We start from the raw sequence: 15,898 nt of genomic DNA on the forward strand, positions 1-15,898 counted from the left end.
GAACTACACACTTACAAGCGTGTTTCTCTAACTTTTAAATAATAGTGTGCTATACAATTTTGTAAGGGATGCAATTTTTTTATCAGAGACGGGGTGGTTTAGTTCCACGTTAGTTTTTCTCTCTCAGACCAATAGTGCGGCGAAGATATTTTGAAGCTGTCTAAGAGCAAAAGATCTTCGCTACTCAACGCAAAGGTATGTGCTTTTAAATTTTCTTGTAATTGTACGAGATTGCTTGCTCCACTTAAAATAGTGCTTTCAGGAATTTTTTGAGCGCAGTATCTCAAAGAAATGGCATCGATACCTACTTGGTGTTTTTGAGATAAAGTGGCCAAAACTTTGTAAAGTAAATGGTATTGTTGGTAGTTTTTATTTTTAAAAACACGGCCATTTGCCAGTGCTTCTTTAATTACAATTGTCTTTTTTTGCTGAATGAGTTCTTGTGCATATTCTTGTAGACTTTGTTCTAAAAAATTATAAGTGACCTGGAATAGATCAAAAAGTTGGTTTCCGTTGATTTGGATGTCCAACGCTTTTTTTAGCACTTCCACCTGATTTACTCCTGTTGTGGTGAGGGCAATTTTGATACCGTGTTCTTTTTTTAAAGTAGCGAGTTTCGCTAAGACCGCTTGGTTTTTTAATACGCCAGTTGCCATTGTTGCTGAGTGTATTTGATATACTTTTAGATTGGGCAACAGTTGCTTAGAGAAGCTCCATTGTTCGTTTAATTTTGCCAGACTGTGCTCTTTTATTTCGTGTACAGTAGCATCTTCATCAAAGTTGGCTGTGTAGGTATAGCCCCATTTTGTAGCAATTTCTATGGTTGGATCATTTTTTGTTTGCAGCCATTCTAATACGAGCTCTTCTGCTAAGCCATATCCAGGAGCAGTGTCGAAATAACGCACACCTAAAGAATACGCCTCTTCTAAGACAGAAAAACTTTGGGCTCTAAAAGAAGCCAAGTTTGTTTTTTGAATATTTTCTGTGCGCACATTAATATACTGTGGTCTTCCTAAGGCTGCGGTGCCCAGTCCTAATTTCATAGTATGTTTTTTTTAAGAGCTACAAGACAACATCGAACATCCGGCCTTATCTCTGGCCCATTCTGGTCTTTTTGCAAACCATTTTTCTTTATCAGGTTGCTCGGAATACGGTTGTTTCAGGAGTTGAAATAATTCGTCAATTAAAGCATAGTCGCCCTCGTCTGCAGCGTCAATCGCCATTTGAGACATGTAATTTCTCAGTACATATTTTGGATTTACAGCATTCATTTTCGCGGTCCTTTCTTTCGGAGAGAGCGGCTCTTTTTGCAGACGCTCTGCATATTTTTCAAACCACAAATTCCAGCTACTTTTGATTTCTATAGAAATGTTTTTTAGATCATAAAATGCGTCTTCTATCAACTTTAAACCAGACGATTCCTCTGTGAACTTGCTTAAATTCCGAAAGAAAATGGTCATGTCTGTTTCTGTCAATTGCAAGAGGTCTTCTAGATTTTGAATTAAATCGATGTCTTTTTTATCAGAGCTAAAAAATCCTAATTTTGATTGCATCATCTGCAGTGATTTGCTTTCAAAGTCCGTCTTGTACTGATTTAGAACCGCTTCTAAAGGAGCTACCTCTTCGATAATAGGATACAAAGCATTTGCAAGTTGGTACAGATTCCACAAACCAATATTTGGTTGATTTCCGTATCTATAGCGTTTGTGTTGGTTGTCTGTAGTGTTTGGAGTCCAGCCAAAGTCAAAACCTTCTAACCAGCCATAAGGACCAAAATCGATGGTCAATCCTAAAATAGACATGTTGTCTGTGTTCATTACACCATGGACAAAACCAATACGTTGCCAGTGAATAATCATTCCCAAAGTGCGTTCTGTGACTTCTTTAAAAAACTGAATATAGTTTTCTTTTGAAGTAGCGTTTAAGTGTGGAAAATGGTGTTTTATGGTGTAATCAACAAGGTTTTTTAAATTTTTAGTATCCTCTCTTGCTGTAAAAATCTCAAAACTTCCAAATCGCAAAAAAGACGGCGCTGCTCTGGAGACAATGGCTCCTTTTTCGTAAGCTGGGTGCCCGTCATACAGCATGTCGCGCAGCACAGAATCGCCAGACAAACTTAAAGACAAGGCCCGAGTTGTGGGAACGCCTAAATGAAACATCGCTTCACTGCACAAGTATTCCCTTACAGAAGAACGCAAAACAGCGAGGCCGTCTGCAGTTCTAGAATAGGGTGTCTCACCGGCACCTTTGAGCTGTACTTTCCAATTTCTATTTTGGTGTTCCACTTCAAATAAATTAATTGCCCGCCCATCGCCTAACTGCCCTGCCCAATTGCCAAATTGGTGGCCGGCGTAGCACATGGCGTAGGGTTTGGTATCTGGATATATTTGGTTTCCGGTAACAATATCCTGAAAAAATTCTGAAGCAGTTTCTTCCGAGGAAATATGCAGTTCCTTCGCCATTTCTTCTGAAACATGCAGCACTTTAGGGTTGGAAGTTTTCTTTGGTAATACATATGAAAAGGCAGCTTTTTCAACTTGTCTTCTCGTATTTTCTTCCACAGGATCTGCTGGATTTTCTTCTATAAATGTATTTTTAATATGTAGTTTCAAAATATCGTTTTTAGTGGTTAAAGAAGCCTTAGGAGCCTCTTGTCTTTGAAAATCCAGGTAAACGGTCTTGTTTTTTTACACTCCTAATTTTTTAAGGATTTTAAATATACGGTCTTGGAGTGGCTTTATATTATTTTAATTTGTCGGCATGCAATTGGCGCAGCTTTGCCAACTTTGGTTCAATTACATAGGTACAATATCCTTGTCCATTATTGTTCTTGTAAAAGTCTTGGTGCTCTTGTGTTGCTTTATAAAAAACAGGTGCTGCACTTATTTCGGTTACTATTTTACCTTCATAGTAGCCTTGAATTTGATGCACCACTTCTTTTGAAATTCGTTCTTGTATTTCATTGTGGTGGTAGATGACAGATCTGTACTGGGTGCCTCTATCTGCACCCTGTTGGTTTAAGGTTGTAGGATCATGTGTGGTCATGAAAATGACTAAAATGTCCTCATAGGATATAATACTCTCATCATACGTCACTTCAATCACTTCGGCATGCCCTGTTAATCCAGAGCAAATTTCTCGGTATGTTGGTTCACCAGGAACATTTCCACCGGCATAGCCAGAAATTACTTTTTCTACTCCTTTAACTTCTTGAAATACCGCCTCTGTACACCAAAAACAACCACCGCCAATAGTGGCAACTTGTAAATTTTTATTCATTTTAAGAGATGTCTTTTTCTAATTTCATTGCTTCTGAATTCACACAATATCGCAAACCACTTGGTGCGGGACCATCAGGAAAAATATGTCCTAAATGTGCGTCGCAACTATTGCACATTGCTTCAACGCGTACCATACCGAAAGAAACATCTTTATGATATTTAATCGCATTTTTTTGAATGGGTTGTGTGAAGCTTGGCCAACCAGAGCTAGAATCAAATTTTATGGTAGAATCAAATAATGGAGCATTGCAGCAAACACAGTTGTATTGCCCTTCGTCATAGATAGAACACAAGGCTCCGGTATGTGGACTTTCTGTTCCTTTTTGTCTGGTAACTCGATATTGTTCAGGTGTTAGAATGGTTTTCCATTCTGATTCTGATTTTTCAACTCTTTTTTCTGGAGTTGGATTTTTATTTGCGGTAAAACTAATAATTTCTTTCCAAGTAAGCATCTTATCTTATTTATAGGTTCTCAATTCTTGATTTATATGTCGTGAAAAGACTTTTGAAATTACAAAATATGCGCTCTTTCTCCAACACTATAATCGAGATTAAAATTACGAAAAAATCCAATTAAAAAGAAACCATTGCGAAGTGTTAGTCTTTCTTTAACAGTATCTCAGATTCCATTATAATTAAAGAAAGAACAGACCTGCTTTTTTGAATCATAAATATTGAAGCTTATTTAAAGATTTCGCCGTTCAAAAGATGCGGATGAATTCCTGAATTTTTTAAACGATAGAAATGCCGCACCATTGCAGTAGCTTTTTTCTGAAGGTGCTGTGTACAAAAATATTACAGGCATCATTTGTGCCTTTAAGGTTAAAGCGACAAATGAAAATGGACGAAGTTTATTTCTGTCTAAAATAGATCGTAATTGGTACTCCACAAAAATCGTAAAGATCTCTTAGTTTATTTTCTAAGAATCGTTTGTACGGCTCTCTTACGTATTGAGGGAGATTACAGAAAAATGCAAATTGTGGCGTTAGTGTAGGCAATTGCATACAGTATTTTATTTTTACAAATTTTCCTTTTATTGCTGGTGGTGGATAGCTTTTTATGACGTCTAACATAACGTCATTTAATTTACTCGTAGCTATTTTAAATTTTCTTCTTTCGAAAACCTCAACAGCACTTTCAATAGCTTTGTAGATACGTTGTTTCGTTAATACGGAAGTGAAGATAATGGGTATGTCTGTAAAAGGGGCTACTTGTTTTCTAACCATTGCTTCAAAATCACGCATGGTGTTGGTCTCTTTCTCTACTAAATCCCACTTGTTTATTAAGATGATGACTCCTTTTCTGTTTTTTTCAGCGAGCCAGAAAATGCTTTGATCTTGACCTTCAAAACCACGAGTGGCATCTACTACTAAGATTATAACATCTGCATATTCTATAGAACGCACTGCACGCATTACGGAGTAAAATTCTAAATCTTCCTTTACTTTTGATTTTTTTCTAATTCCAGCAGTATCTACTAAGTTAAAGTCAAATCCAAAACGATTGTATTTTGTATCTATAGAGTCTCTAGTAGTTCCAGCAATATTGGTTACGATATTTCTATCTTTACCAATTAAAGCATTGATAAACGACGATTTTCCTGCATTTGGTCTTCCAACAACAGCAAATCTCGGTAATTCTACTTGTTCCAGGTCTACTGCTTCTGGCGCTGGCATTTTTGCTGCAATCGCATCTAATAAATCTCCAGTTCCACTTCCGTTTATAGAAGAAATTGTGTGATAGCCACCCAATCCTAAATTATAAAACTCAACAGCATTGGCATCTCGCATTGCATTGTCTACCTTATTAACCGTAACAAAAATTGGCTTTTTTATTTTTCGTAAAATTTTTGCGACTTCAGCATCCATAGGTGTAATACCCTCTTCAACATCCACAACAAATACAATGATGTCTGCCTCTTCGATTGCTAACGTAACCTGTTTTCTTATTTCTTCTTCAAAAATATCATCTGAACCAATGCTGTATCCTCCGGTGTCAATAACAGAAAACTCTTTTCCATTCCAGTCAGACTTCCCATAATGTCGGTCCCTTGTAACGCCACTAACAGAATCTACGATCGCATCTCTTCTCTGTACCAATCTATTAAAAAGGGTGGACTTTCCTACATTTGGTCTTCCTACAATGGCAACAATACTATTCATCTGAATTGAAATTTTTTGCAAAGGTACAATTTAAGCTTGTAAGAAAGAGCCTAAAAATGAAGTCTTTAAAAAACAGCAGTTTGTGGTGGTATTTGACTCTTTAATTAGACTAAAAACAAAACATGGTTTTATTAAGAGTACTGGAGTTTACTTTTGATTGTATCCAAAACGTTTTAGCTGAATTTTGTCACTACGCCAGTTTTTATTGACCTTTACATACAACTCGATAAATACTTTTTTCTCAAAGAATTTTTCTAAATCTTTTCTTGCTTCGGCACCAACCCTTTTCAGCGCAGCTCCTTTGTGTCCAATGATGATTCCTTTTTGAGTTTCTCTTTCTACCATAATAATTGATCGAATGCGAACAATTGTTTCTTCTTCTGTAAACTCTTCTGTTTCCACTTCTACAGAATACGGAATCTCTTTCTTGTAGTGTATTAGAATCTTTTCCCTGATTTTTTCATTGACGAAAAAACGTTCTGACTTATCTGTTAATTGATCTTTTGGATAAAATGCAGGCCCTTCTGGTAACAATTCTTTGATCTTATCGAAGACAGCGGGAACATTAAATTTTTCTAGGGCAGAAATCACAAAAACATCTGCATTGGGAACTTTATCTCTCCAGTATTCAATCTTTTCTTCTACTTCCTCTTGGGAAGACTTGTCTATTTTATTTAAAAGTAAAATCACTGGAATTTCACTATGTAAAATGCGGTGAAAAAAAGCTTCATTTTTTAGTTCTTTCTCGCCAACTTCTACCATATAAATTAGAATGTCTGCGTCTTCAAATGCAGATTTTACAAAATCCATCATTGAAGATTGCAATTCGTAGGCAGGTTTTATAATTCCTGGTGTATCAGAGAACACAATTTGATAGTCTTCTTCATTAACAATTCCCAAGATGCGATGTCTTGTTGTTTGCGCTTTCGCGGTAATGATTGATAGTTTTTCACCTACCAAAGCATTCATTAATGTGGATTTTCCTACGTTAGGATTTCCTATTATATTTACAAAACCAGCTTTATGTGTCATGGGGCAAAGGTAATTCCTTTTTGTAGTTGATTAGAATTTAGGGCATTAAAAATTATTAATAAAATAGTAAAAAAAAGTTTGGTCTATTGTTTAGTTAAGTTGTATATTTGCAGTCTCAAACAGGATATCGATTTTATGAGTCGAAAGTTTAAAGCTAAGTTCTTGTTTTTGAAGTATATCGCGGGATAGAGCAGTAGGTAGCTCGTCGGGCTCATAACCCGAAGGTCACTGGTTCGAGTCCAGTTCCCGCTACTAATAAGGCCTCTTGAGAAATCAAGAGGTTTTTTTGTGTTTGTAGAAACTATAATGGTTTTTAATTTTTAAGGAAGGATAAAAAATACCTGAAAGCATTTTTTGCTTTTTCTTTTCTTTGCCCTTTCCGAAATGAAGTGCAGCAAAGAATCCAATTCCCGCGACTAGGTAAATACTAAAAGCAAGAAGGAATTGTTGAGAATAGTCTGTTTTTTTGTGCACGCAACTTTCGTGTTTACATTAATGTAAAAATCTCTTTTTCAGTGTTTTATTTTAAGGTTAAATTAATTCTGAGCTATAAACTTATAAAGAAGATGTAACGATTTGGATTTCGTCAAAACGTTTTTTAGATGCACGAAATGCAATTCTTGATAAAGGGTGGTGCTTTTATCTTGATCCTGGAGCTCTATATAATAGAAAAATTAGTTAAGGTTTCTCAGCTAAAACCAATTTTTAATAGAGTAAAAATCTTGCAACAATCTATGTTTTGCTTGTGACTTTTTGGACTCAATTCTTGGTTAGACCCTAATCTTTTAGAATGAATCTTATTTAAATAATTGTAGTACGGCATTACAAAACGTAGACTACGTGTCAAAAAGAAACTATTTTAAGTGCAGCAGTGGAACGGCTAATTGCGAATGCAGAGAGTTTTCAAATTGTTTTAGAGCCAGAGATGGAGCGGAAATGAAAAAAAATTGACGTGTCTAATGTAAAACACACATTTTTTTTAAAGGTAATATCCTTAAAAGGTACGTCTAAGTCAACCTATCCTAAATATTTTAGGTTTAAATACTGCAGTGCTTTAAGAATCGTTTGTACGGAAAGATTGTGCTATTACAACCCTAAACTATTGCTCAATTTTACGTCTACGTGGTGGAATAGTATTGTTTTAAAGATTATAAAGTAAATTTTTTGCGCGTTCCCAAGGACAAGCGGCAACAACAAAATCTAGCGTTATTTCGAGTTTTGATTGAGAATTAAATATTTTTAATGAAAAGAGCTCAAAAGGTTTTGTTGGATCAAGCTGATAGTTTTTTCTAACAATTCTCCTGGGTGCTTCATAGTCTCTGTTAATTTCTAGCGAATGTCTTTGATTAGCTGCGGTCGTTAAGTAATGAGGATAATAAATAATAACTGAATAGAAAGTCCACAAGGACTCTTGTAAATAGTCAATAATACGTAAATGAGTTACATACGGTGTTGTGCAACGTTTTTATCTATTATTTGTTTAATCTTTTTTATCTTTTTGTTCGGTATGATATTGATTTCCATTACTCATTTTATCTTCATCATACATGGCATTTGACATTCCAAGCATAAATGCAGTAACGATTAATATAATTTTTCTTTTTATCCAATGACCAATATGATTGGATTTCTCTAAACTGGTTTTATTCTTTTGTTTATACATTTTAATAATGATAGATGGTTTGACATTTTCTTATCATTTATGCAACAAAGTGCATATTCACATAGAGAAAAATCTATGCTATGTATAAACTTGGATACTGATTGCTGGTTACGAATTTTTTATTCAAGAATACGTATCGTGCTATTAATGAACTTATTTTTTGAAATCTCTCAATTTGTAATTTTAAAACTCCTATAATTTGAATACTATGAACCTCTCGGAGGTCGAGATATGAAATGAGCGTAACCAATATTTGTTCTGAAAGAAGCTGTTTTCCATAAACATACAATTTCGAATATTTAGGGCTAAATTCTTTTCGGATATTAGTTTGTGCGATTTGGTGATATTTCGAAGAATTTACCTGAAAATATATAGAACACTCGTTAACCGTCAGAAGGAAAATCAGAAGGAAGGAAATCAAATGTTTTATATACTTTTTCAAATTATTAGTTTAAATTATCAATTTTGGTCATATGTTGTGCAACGTTTATGTGTTAGGTTAGCTGCGTGTTTTAAGCTGTGAATTTACTAAATAAAACACAAATCAAGAAAGTCCGTTTGGACTTTCGGAAATTGGCTAAAACCAGCAATTAATTATATACGGTGTTACCTAAACTAATTTATCTAAATATTCTTTGAATTCGCTTTTATGAGACTCCGTTTTAACTTGGTTCATAATTAATGCTCCTTTTACTTCAGTAACAATGTTTGAAGTAATGATAAATATACTTTTTGGATATAGTATTATTCCTAATTCGTGAAGAAAATATTTTGATTCAATTATATGAATTAAATTGAATGTTTTTTCATTCATTACTGCCAGCCGTTTGGTATAAAAATAGTAGTACATTTTAAGGTACTGGTTCTTCAATTTATCACTAAACTTTATAAAAAAAACTCACTTTAAATTTAGTTCTGAAACCACTATTATTTTTAAACAGTGTTATGTAAAGGTTTTATTTTTTTCCGATTAATGATATTAGTCCGTTTGAAAACGTTCCTCTCCAGTTTACGTGACTATGTCCTCCATTAAATTCGTTATAATCTACTTCATATCCTTTTATTTTTAAAATATCTCGTAATTCTCTATTCATTCCAAGCATCGATGCGCCTGCGTCATAAAGTCCAACATCCATATAAAATTTTATAGGTAATCGTTGACTTTTTTTAAACTCTTTAATCAATTTTCCTTCGTCTTTTGGATATGTCCAATGGTTTTCATTTTTGGTTCCTTTTATCCAGTATGAACCAGATTGCGAAAGGACATTTCCAATAATATCAGAATTATTGAGAGCAATATAACTTGCAGCGAAACCACCTCTACTTGAACCTGCAACAATAACCTTATTTGATTTTGGATGGATATTATAATTTGAGCGAGTCCAAGGAATCAGTTCTTTTGCAATAAAGTCAGAAAAACGGTCACTTAGCAAGTCCTTTTCTCTTTTACCCATATTCCAAACTAAAATTGAAACTGTTGGTGTGATTTTATTTTCGGCTGTTAAATTGTCAAGAATAGTTGGTGTTGGTATTCTTGCCCTTCTTCCAACTCTTCCACCATAAGATTCTCCATCAAAAACAATTAATAAATTATGAGGTAGTTTTTCATTATAATTGGCAGGTGTGTGCACTGTAATTTTTCGTTTTTCATTCAAGAATGTACTTTTGAGAGAAATTTCTGAAACCTTACCTTTAGAAACCCCCTCTTTTTCAATAATATAAGGTTGTTTAGGTGCGTTTGGCATAACAACTAAGCCATCATAAGAATGCACTACATGACGCATTTCAATTTCTCCATTTGGTCCTGCTTTATATAGTTTAAAAAAATTGAAACCGTAATTAAACCGGGCATCGTTTGCAACCATTTGTGTAACAAAAAAGAGTTTTGTTTTTCCTAACCTTCGAAATCTTAACCCTAAAAAATCCCGACCTCCACTTTGCATGGCATATTCGGTATCTCCGTCAGGCACGCAAAAAAATGTAATTAGCATATCCGAATCGTTCCCTTTAATTGGCTCGATAATGTGTTTTTCTGCTTGTTTATTAATGAAATTATCAATTGCATTTTTATCGTTTAATGAGGACTCCCATAAAGCATATAAAGTTTCAGTTGGAAGTTCCTTTTTAGCAACACGTTTAGCATTATTTTCTAATGATAAAATCTTATCCACTTGTATAACATAGTTTCCTTTCTTGGCTTTTTTGTTAAGAGTGCGTACTACAAGTTTAAATTTCCCCGATATGGTAGCTGTAAAATCAATGACTTCAATGCCATTTTCTCCATTGGGGCTGTCAAGTTGATTTATAAGTCTACCGTTAGGGCTGCGAATATCAATAACAAGATCAATTCCCATTTGATTAATTTGAGCTAATATTGACATCCCATTTTCCAAACTTACTGTATAAATATGTTCTTCCGATGCTGACAATATTTTTTTAAGTTTCATTCCTTCGAGTAATTCTTGGTCTTTACCAAATGAATTAGCATACGTAATGTTTGTAATAAAAAAAACAGGAATTAAAAATGATAGTAGTGTGGTATTTTTCATGTACTTCAATTGTTTGTTGGTTGATTTGACTCGCGCACAAAGTGTTTGTATTTGGTTTTTTGAGTAGCTAAGCAGCTAATTTAATAAATAAAAACTGAGCAGAAAATCAACGAGGATTTTCGTAAGCAAGCTCGAACTAGCAATAAATTATAAATGGTGTAAAGGGTATTATTCCAGCTTCCCAATTAAGCCCCAACCATTTGCTTTGTCGATAACAGCACAATGAAGTGTATTTTTACCTTTTTTTAAATTCAAATATAATTTGTTAGCATTAATATCTATGTGTCCTTGGTATTGTAAGCCTTTAGATCGAAATGCGTTGTTACCTCTAAAAAGTGCTACCCCATTTAAATAGACTATTATTTTATCACTATAATCGTATGAAAATAGCCTTACTTGATTGTTATTTGATTCAATACTAGTTGAAGCCACAGCATAGACTTCTTTGTTTTTTTCGAAATTACCTGATGACCGCTTTTTAATAAATTTTGAGAATGGAAGTAAACCTGAACTTTCAGTTGTAACAGTTGCGAATTTCTCTTTTGAAAAACTATTGAAACGTAATTCATCTTCACTAAATGGAAATGCTTTTGTAATATTCCATTGTGATATAATGTTAGATTCTTTCTTATTTTTAGTTTCTTTATTCGTTTTGCTAGCAACCTCGTTACTCGTAAATCTAAAATTCGAAAACCTATTATTAAATAGCGCAAATAAGCCAATTTCTCCGTTATTGTCTGCCGTTCTAAGATTCTCTACCGTAAGCACCTTTGCATCATTAATAAAAACCTCAGTAGTATTATTGTTTACTTCAATACGTAAGTTATTCCAACCTTTATTTTTAAAAGTAACATTGGCTTGGTATTCTTTATATAATTGCCAAGTAAGCTCATCATCATAACTTGGCGAGTATTGTATTGCATCAGCTTGGTTAGATTTATGAAGCCTCATATAGACTTCTTCCATAGTGTCTTGTTGTTTTCTAAAAATGATACCTGCAAAACTCCTATTTTTATTGGCGAATACATCAACCTCTATCGTTCCATTTGAGAATTTTTTGTTTTTCACAAAAGCTTTGCCATTTAGAAGAAGTGTTTCTCTATTGTCAAATGTTTCAAAAGTAGAAGTTCCTTTGTGTATTTTCCAGTTTGAAGAATTCATAGGAATATCAGTGGCGTTATTTTGTGCAGATGATAATTGCAAGCTAAGTAGGGTGATAAAAAAATTGAAGCAGAATAAGTATTTCATAGTATTTTCGATTTTTTAATATTTGCAAAGGTTGCTCTTCGTACTTGCAAAGAACATATCATTTTATAATAAATGACGATCATTTTGGTAATTTACGATACATACTTGGGGTAGTATCCTAGAGCCTATTGAAAAAGCGTGTAAGATTATTGGCTTCACAAAAATTTAGGACGTCTGCAATTTCAGAAATAGTTTTATTAGAATAACTTAATTCCATTTTAATTTCCTGCAGTAATCTAAAATGGATAATTTCTTTAGCAGTGTATCCAAAGTACGCTTTTGTAATCTTATTTAATTGCTGTCTGGAGGTGTTCAGAATTTTACAATACGCAGCTACAGAATGAAATTGCCGGATATGTAATTCTAATTTTTCTTTTAACCTGTAAGCAGTTCAACTTCCCTGGGTTTCTGGTGAAAGATTGTAATGTTTTGAGAGTAGCCTGTTTATTTTTGATAGATGGAAATATAAAAGAGATCTAATAATATGAATGCTATTGTTTTGAAAATCATTTATTTCAGAGATGATTTCATTTAATATAAATTGAATTTTATCATATTCCCTCTTTGGTAGCTTTAAGTATTGCGGGTATTTTGAATTGTAAAAGTATTGAAGTCTATACACAAAGAGTTTGTCGTCAAAAAAATCAGATAAAAAATCATTTTGAAAAACAAGATGAAAGCCCTTAATATCTGAAAGGTCTATTTCATAGCTTTTTTTTTGGTGTGGTGAAATAAAAAATAGGGAGTGTTCTCCAATATTTAATCTATCTCCATTTAACTCAAGATAACCTTTTGCTTTTTCAAAAATGAAAATTTCAAAAAAGTCATTAGTATGAAAGGAATTTTCAATAAATACAGTAGGATTTGTTTCGAATTTATGCAAATCCATTAGAAGTTCAAATCCATATTTTTCTTTTTCAAAATGAAATGTGATCAAATCTTAATTCTTTTTGTTTGTGGTTTCTTATATGATTTACAATGTGTTTGTATAAGATTAGTGGCGTGTTTTAAGTACTATAGTTAGTAAATAAATTACAGATAAAAAGTCCGCGAGGACTTTCTTAAGTAGGCTAGAAGCAAGCAATGAATTATACACGGTGTTGTGTATAGTTTTTATTCTATTTTTTCAAAACCACTACCAATTCCGTCGTGATTATTGTCAGAAATATCAAGTTTATTAATTTCGTAAGTCTTAATTATTCCTCTTGTAACAATCCCTATGTATTGTTGGTTTTCAGGTAATTGAATAAATCTTTCCATTTCTCCAGAATAAATAGATTTTTTCATAATCAATTTATAAATCCCACTTGATATTTTAGTTCCGTTTTCGGTTACTGAATATTCATAGTTTCCGATTAAATTCAGATGAATTATTTTTCCAGTAGTTTCTGGTGTTTCATGAATATGTGCTGCAATTCCTCCATCAGTATTTGTCCAACTCCACTCTCCAATCAAGTCTGAATTATTAATTTCAGTTGTATTATCGGAACTACAAGAAATAATTCCTAAAGTCAGAATAAATAAGTAAATCAAATTTTTCATGATTTTATTTTTTTAATAGATGTTCAAATTCCGATTTAGTTGCGTCAAATTACACACAACTTGTTTGTATAAGGTTATTTGCGTGCTTTAAGCAACTAATTTAGCAACTAATTTAGCAACTAATTTAGCAAATAAAATAGTAACCAAGAAAGTCCGTGAGGACTTTCGTAGATAGGCGATAACTAGCAATTAATTTTATACGGTGTTGCCTTTTAGTTGTTTTTGGCTTATTCTTTATTCAACGTTTTAATTTTCAATTCCACCTGTTAATTATCATTCTTTATTTGTTTTCCTTTGATAATAAATTTTTCTTTTAATGATTCAATTACGAACACTAGTATTATTCCTAATGCCATTCCAATTGCATAATTATATTCAATTATTTCTTTTCCATTGAAATACCTTAAAATAAGTTCAATAATTATATATCCAAACATGAACATAGAAAAAATAGGAGCTTTGATGTTTTCTCTGGAGAAAAATATAATTAATAGAAAGACTAATTGTGGTTGTAAACTTTGCTTAATAATCTTATAAAAATCAATATTATTTAGACTTCCTGTTATATCTTGTTTTGTATAATTACTTAAAATATAGTTTATTGATATTAAAATAATAAACCCGGTTAAGCTGAAGTAGGTTTTTTTCATAAATCTTTTTCTTTTTTATTCAATTTTTATTCTTCTTTCTGTTTTTTACAATTAAAGGCAACGTTTGGTATAAGATTAGTTAAGTGTTTTAAGCAACTAATTTAGTAAATACAAAACCAACTAAAAAATCCGCGAGGATTTTCGTGAGTAAGCGAGAACCAGCAATTAATTATACACGATGTTCGCAAATGGTATTTTTTTCAGATGATAAATTTAATTCCGCTAGTATTCTATTTAATTCCACAAGTGATTTTTCGTCAATCAATTCCGTATTAATTTTCAATTCTTTTGTTTCTGTTTTTAGAGTATAATCTCCAGCGAATTTTTTAATAGAATTTATGTCGTTTAATTCAATTTTTTTTCTAAATCCGTATAATGCATTTTTTCGAATCGTTCCGTTTTCAATTGTCAGATACTGATTGTTTAAATCATATAAATAATGTCCAAGATATAAAAACCCTGCAAGCAAATAGCCATAATCAGTCCATCTTAAACTTTCATCTTCTAATAGACTGAAAATACCAAGTCCAATCCAAACAAATCCGAGTATTAAATTTACATAAAGTCTTTTTTTCTTAAATTTTATTTTCATTACGAGTGTTTTTTTGCTTTTTGCTAACGTGTTTGTATAAGATTAGTTGCGCGTTTTAAAGCACTAACTTAATAAATAAAACAACCCCTAGAGAGTCCGTATGGACTTTCGTTAATTGGCTAAAATCAGCAATTAATTATACACGGTGTTGCCATTATTTATTTTTCAAATATCAAGTTTTCTAAGTATCTAACGGCAGATGCTATTAAGTTTTTACGATTCCTTGCCTTTTCATCAAAATTATTAAGAGAATCTTTGTTCAATTTTCTACCCTTTATAAAAACAGTTGTTGGGTTTTGCAATGCAGATAAGTCCAATAAAGGATTGTTATCTACTAATAGTAAGTTTGCAATTTTACCAACGTCAATGGTTCCCATATTGTTCATAATCGAATGCGTTTTGGAAGCATTTATTGTAGCTGTTTTAAGCACTTCATAATTGGAAAGTCCTGCTTCTTTATAGAATGCAAGTTCTTGATGAATTGAAGATCCAGGAATAGTTACGCCTATTCCAGCATCTGTTCCGCAAATTAAAGTAACACCCTCTTTATGTAATTCTTTAATGATTTTTATGTGCAAATTATGCTGATCCTTTATAGCCTTTACAATGGAAGAATCTCTTCTTTTAGTGTTGTACCACCTGTCAAACTGTGCTTTACTATCGACCTTTTTAATAAGAGGATTGATGAATTGCAACTGTTCTGATTCTAAAATATTATCATCAATAAGCATTTGATAGATGTTGTTGTAAACTGTTAAAGTTGGACTAAAACAAGTATGTTTTGATTTAGAGAAATCGTTAATTACTTCTTTTAACTTTAGTGTATCTGACAAGTTGTAATTTAAGGGTTGTTGAATAATGTCCTCTGCATGTTCTATTGATTTTATCTGCGGATTAAAATGATATGAATAGGGTACTTTTTGAGAAGGATGTGCTACAATATCCATATCAGAAATAATTGCTTGTTCAACTACAGCATCGAAAATATCTTCAGTTAAACCATAGTAAGTTTTAATAAAATCGTAACCTCTTTTTTTGTGTGAAATTACTTTTTCTTTGGCATCGTTAGGACTTGTTAATTGTAAATTATCATCTCCGATAAATTCTGGACCTGTTAGTTTAGGTCCTGTTGTAAAAAATATTGGTGAAATAATTTCGTCATTGTTTACATCTTCTTTA

15 protein-coding genes and 1 tRNA gene are annotated in these 15,898 nt (G+C 32.7%); 1 reads left to right on the forward strand and 15 read right to left on the reverse strand.

The features are described from left to right. Positions 1–98: 98 nt before the first annotated feature. From PI23P_RS05705 to era, 6 genes are all read right to left on the reverse strand, one after another. Complete coding sequence (locus tag PI23P_RS05705) at positions 99–1,043, reverse strand: aldo/keto reductase (protein ID WP_004569806.1); 945 nt, start codon at positions 1,041–1,043, stop codon at positions 99–101. A 12-nt stretch (positions 1,044–1,055) separates the two neighbouring features. After that, a complete protein-coding gene (locus tag PI23P_RS05710; RefSeq protein ID WP_004569807.1) occupies positions 1,056–2,612 on the reverse strand; it encodes a protein adenylyltransferase SelO in 1,557 nt (518 codons plus the stop codon). A gap of 130 nt (positions 2,613–2,742) precedes the next feature. Further along, entirely contained in the window at positions 2,743–3,279 is a 537-nt protein-coding gene (gene msrA, locus PI23P_RS05715) for a peptide-methionine (S)-S-oxide reductase MsrA (RefSeq protein WP_004569808.1), read from the reverse strand. Between the two features lies 1 nt (position 3,280). Continuing rightward, entirely contained in the window at positions 3,281–3,733 is a 453-nt protein-coding gene (gene msrB, locus PI23P_RS05720; protein ID WP_004569809.1) for a peptide-methionine (R)-S-oxide reductase MsrB, read from the reverse strand. Between the two features lie 399 nt (positions 3,734–4,132). Further along, positions 4,133–5,443: a ribosome biogenesis GTPase Der gene (der, locus tag PI23P_RS05725; protein WP_004569810.1), complete on the reverse strand. Its 1,311-nt coding sequence runs from the start codon at positions 5,441–5,443 to the stop codon at positions 4,133–4,135. Between the two features lie 147 nt (positions 5,444–5,590). After that, positions 5,591–6,475 carry a GTPase Era gene (gene era, locus PI23P_RS05730; RefSeq protein ID WP_004569811.1) on the reverse strand — a complete coding sequence of 295 codons (885 nt, stop codon included), beginning with the start codon at positions 6,473–6,475 and terminating at the stop codon, positions 5,591–5,593. A 179-nt stretch (positions 6,476–6,654) separates the two neighbouring features. Between era and PI23P_RS05735 the strand changes: the two genes are divergently transcribed. Then, a tRNA-Met gene (locus PI23P_RS05735) sits at positions 6,655–6,727 on the forward strand. A 1,228-nt stretch (positions 6,728–7,955) separates the two neighbouring features. Here the strand turns inward: PI23P_RS05735 and PI23P_RS05750 are convergent. From PI23P_RS05750 to PI23P_RS05790, 9 genes are all read right to left on the reverse strand, one after another. Continuing rightward, on the reverse strand, positions 7,956–8,138 hold the full coding sequence (locus tag PI23P_RS05750; protein ID WP_004569815.1) for a hypothetical protein: 183 nt from the start codon (positions 8,136–8,138) through the stop codon (positions 7,956–7,958). Positions 8,139–9,094: 956 nt separating this feature from the next. Continuing rightward, complete coding sequence (locus tag PI23P_RS05760) at positions 9,095–10,687, reverse strand: alpha/beta hydrolase (protein ID WP_004569817.1); 1,593 nt, start codon at positions 10,685–10,687, stop codon at positions 9,095–9,097. Positions 10,688–10,855: 168 nt separating this feature from the next. After that, positions 10,856–11,935, reverse strand: coding sequence for a 3-keto-alpha-glucoside-1,2-lyase-like domain-containing protein (locus PI23P_RS05765; protein WP_004569818.1), 1,080 nt, complete (start codon positions 11,933–11,935; stop codon positions 10,856–10,858). Positions 11,936–12,053: 118 nt separating this feature from the next. Next, a complete protein-coding gene (locus PI23P_RS12345; RefSeq protein WP_081439185.1) occupies positions 12,054–12,290 on the reverse strand; it encodes a helix-turn-helix domain-containing protein in 237 nt (78 codons plus the stop codon). 36 nt (positions 12,291–12,326) lie between these two features. Further along, positions 12,327–12,872 carry an AraC family ligand binding domain-containing protein gene (locus PI23P_RS05770; RefSeq protein WP_238299984.1) on the reverse strand — a complete coding sequence of 182 codons (546 nt, stop codon included), beginning with the start codon at positions 12,870–12,872 and terminating at the stop codon, positions 12,327–12,329. A 176-nt stretch (positions 12,873–13,048) separates the two neighbouring features. Next, complete coding sequence (locus PI23P_RS05775; RefSeq protein ID WP_004569820.1) at positions 13,049–13,477, reverse strand: hypothetical protein; 429 nt, start codon at positions 13,475–13,477, stop codon at positions 13,049–13,051. A 266-nt stretch (positions 13,478–13,743) separates the two neighbouring features. Further along, positions 13,744–14,127 carry a hypothetical protein gene (locus PI23P_RS05780; protein ID WP_004569821.1) on the reverse strand — a complete coding sequence of 128 codons (384 nt, stop codon included), beginning with the start codon at positions 14,125–14,127 and terminating at the stop codon, positions 13,744–13,746. A gap of 169 nt (positions 14,128–14,296) precedes the next feature. Continuing rightward, complete coding sequence (locus tag PI23P_RS05785; protein ID WP_004569822.1) at positions 14,297–14,719, reverse strand: hypothetical protein; 423 nt, start codon at positions 14,717–14,719, stop codon at positions 14,297–14,299. Positions 14,720–14,877: 158 nt separating this feature from the next. Then, positions 14,878–15,898, reverse strand: a 1,021-nt coding sequence (locus PI23P_RS05790; protein WP_004569823.1) for an amidohydrolase family protein, incomplete at its 5' end; no start/stop codon positions are given.

It is taken from the genome of Polaribacter irgensii 23-P (assembly GCF_000153225.1).
Taxonomy (GTDB): domain Bacteria; phylum Bacteroidota; class Bacteroidia; order Flavobacteriales; family Flavobacteriaceae; genus Polaribacter; species Polaribacter irgensii.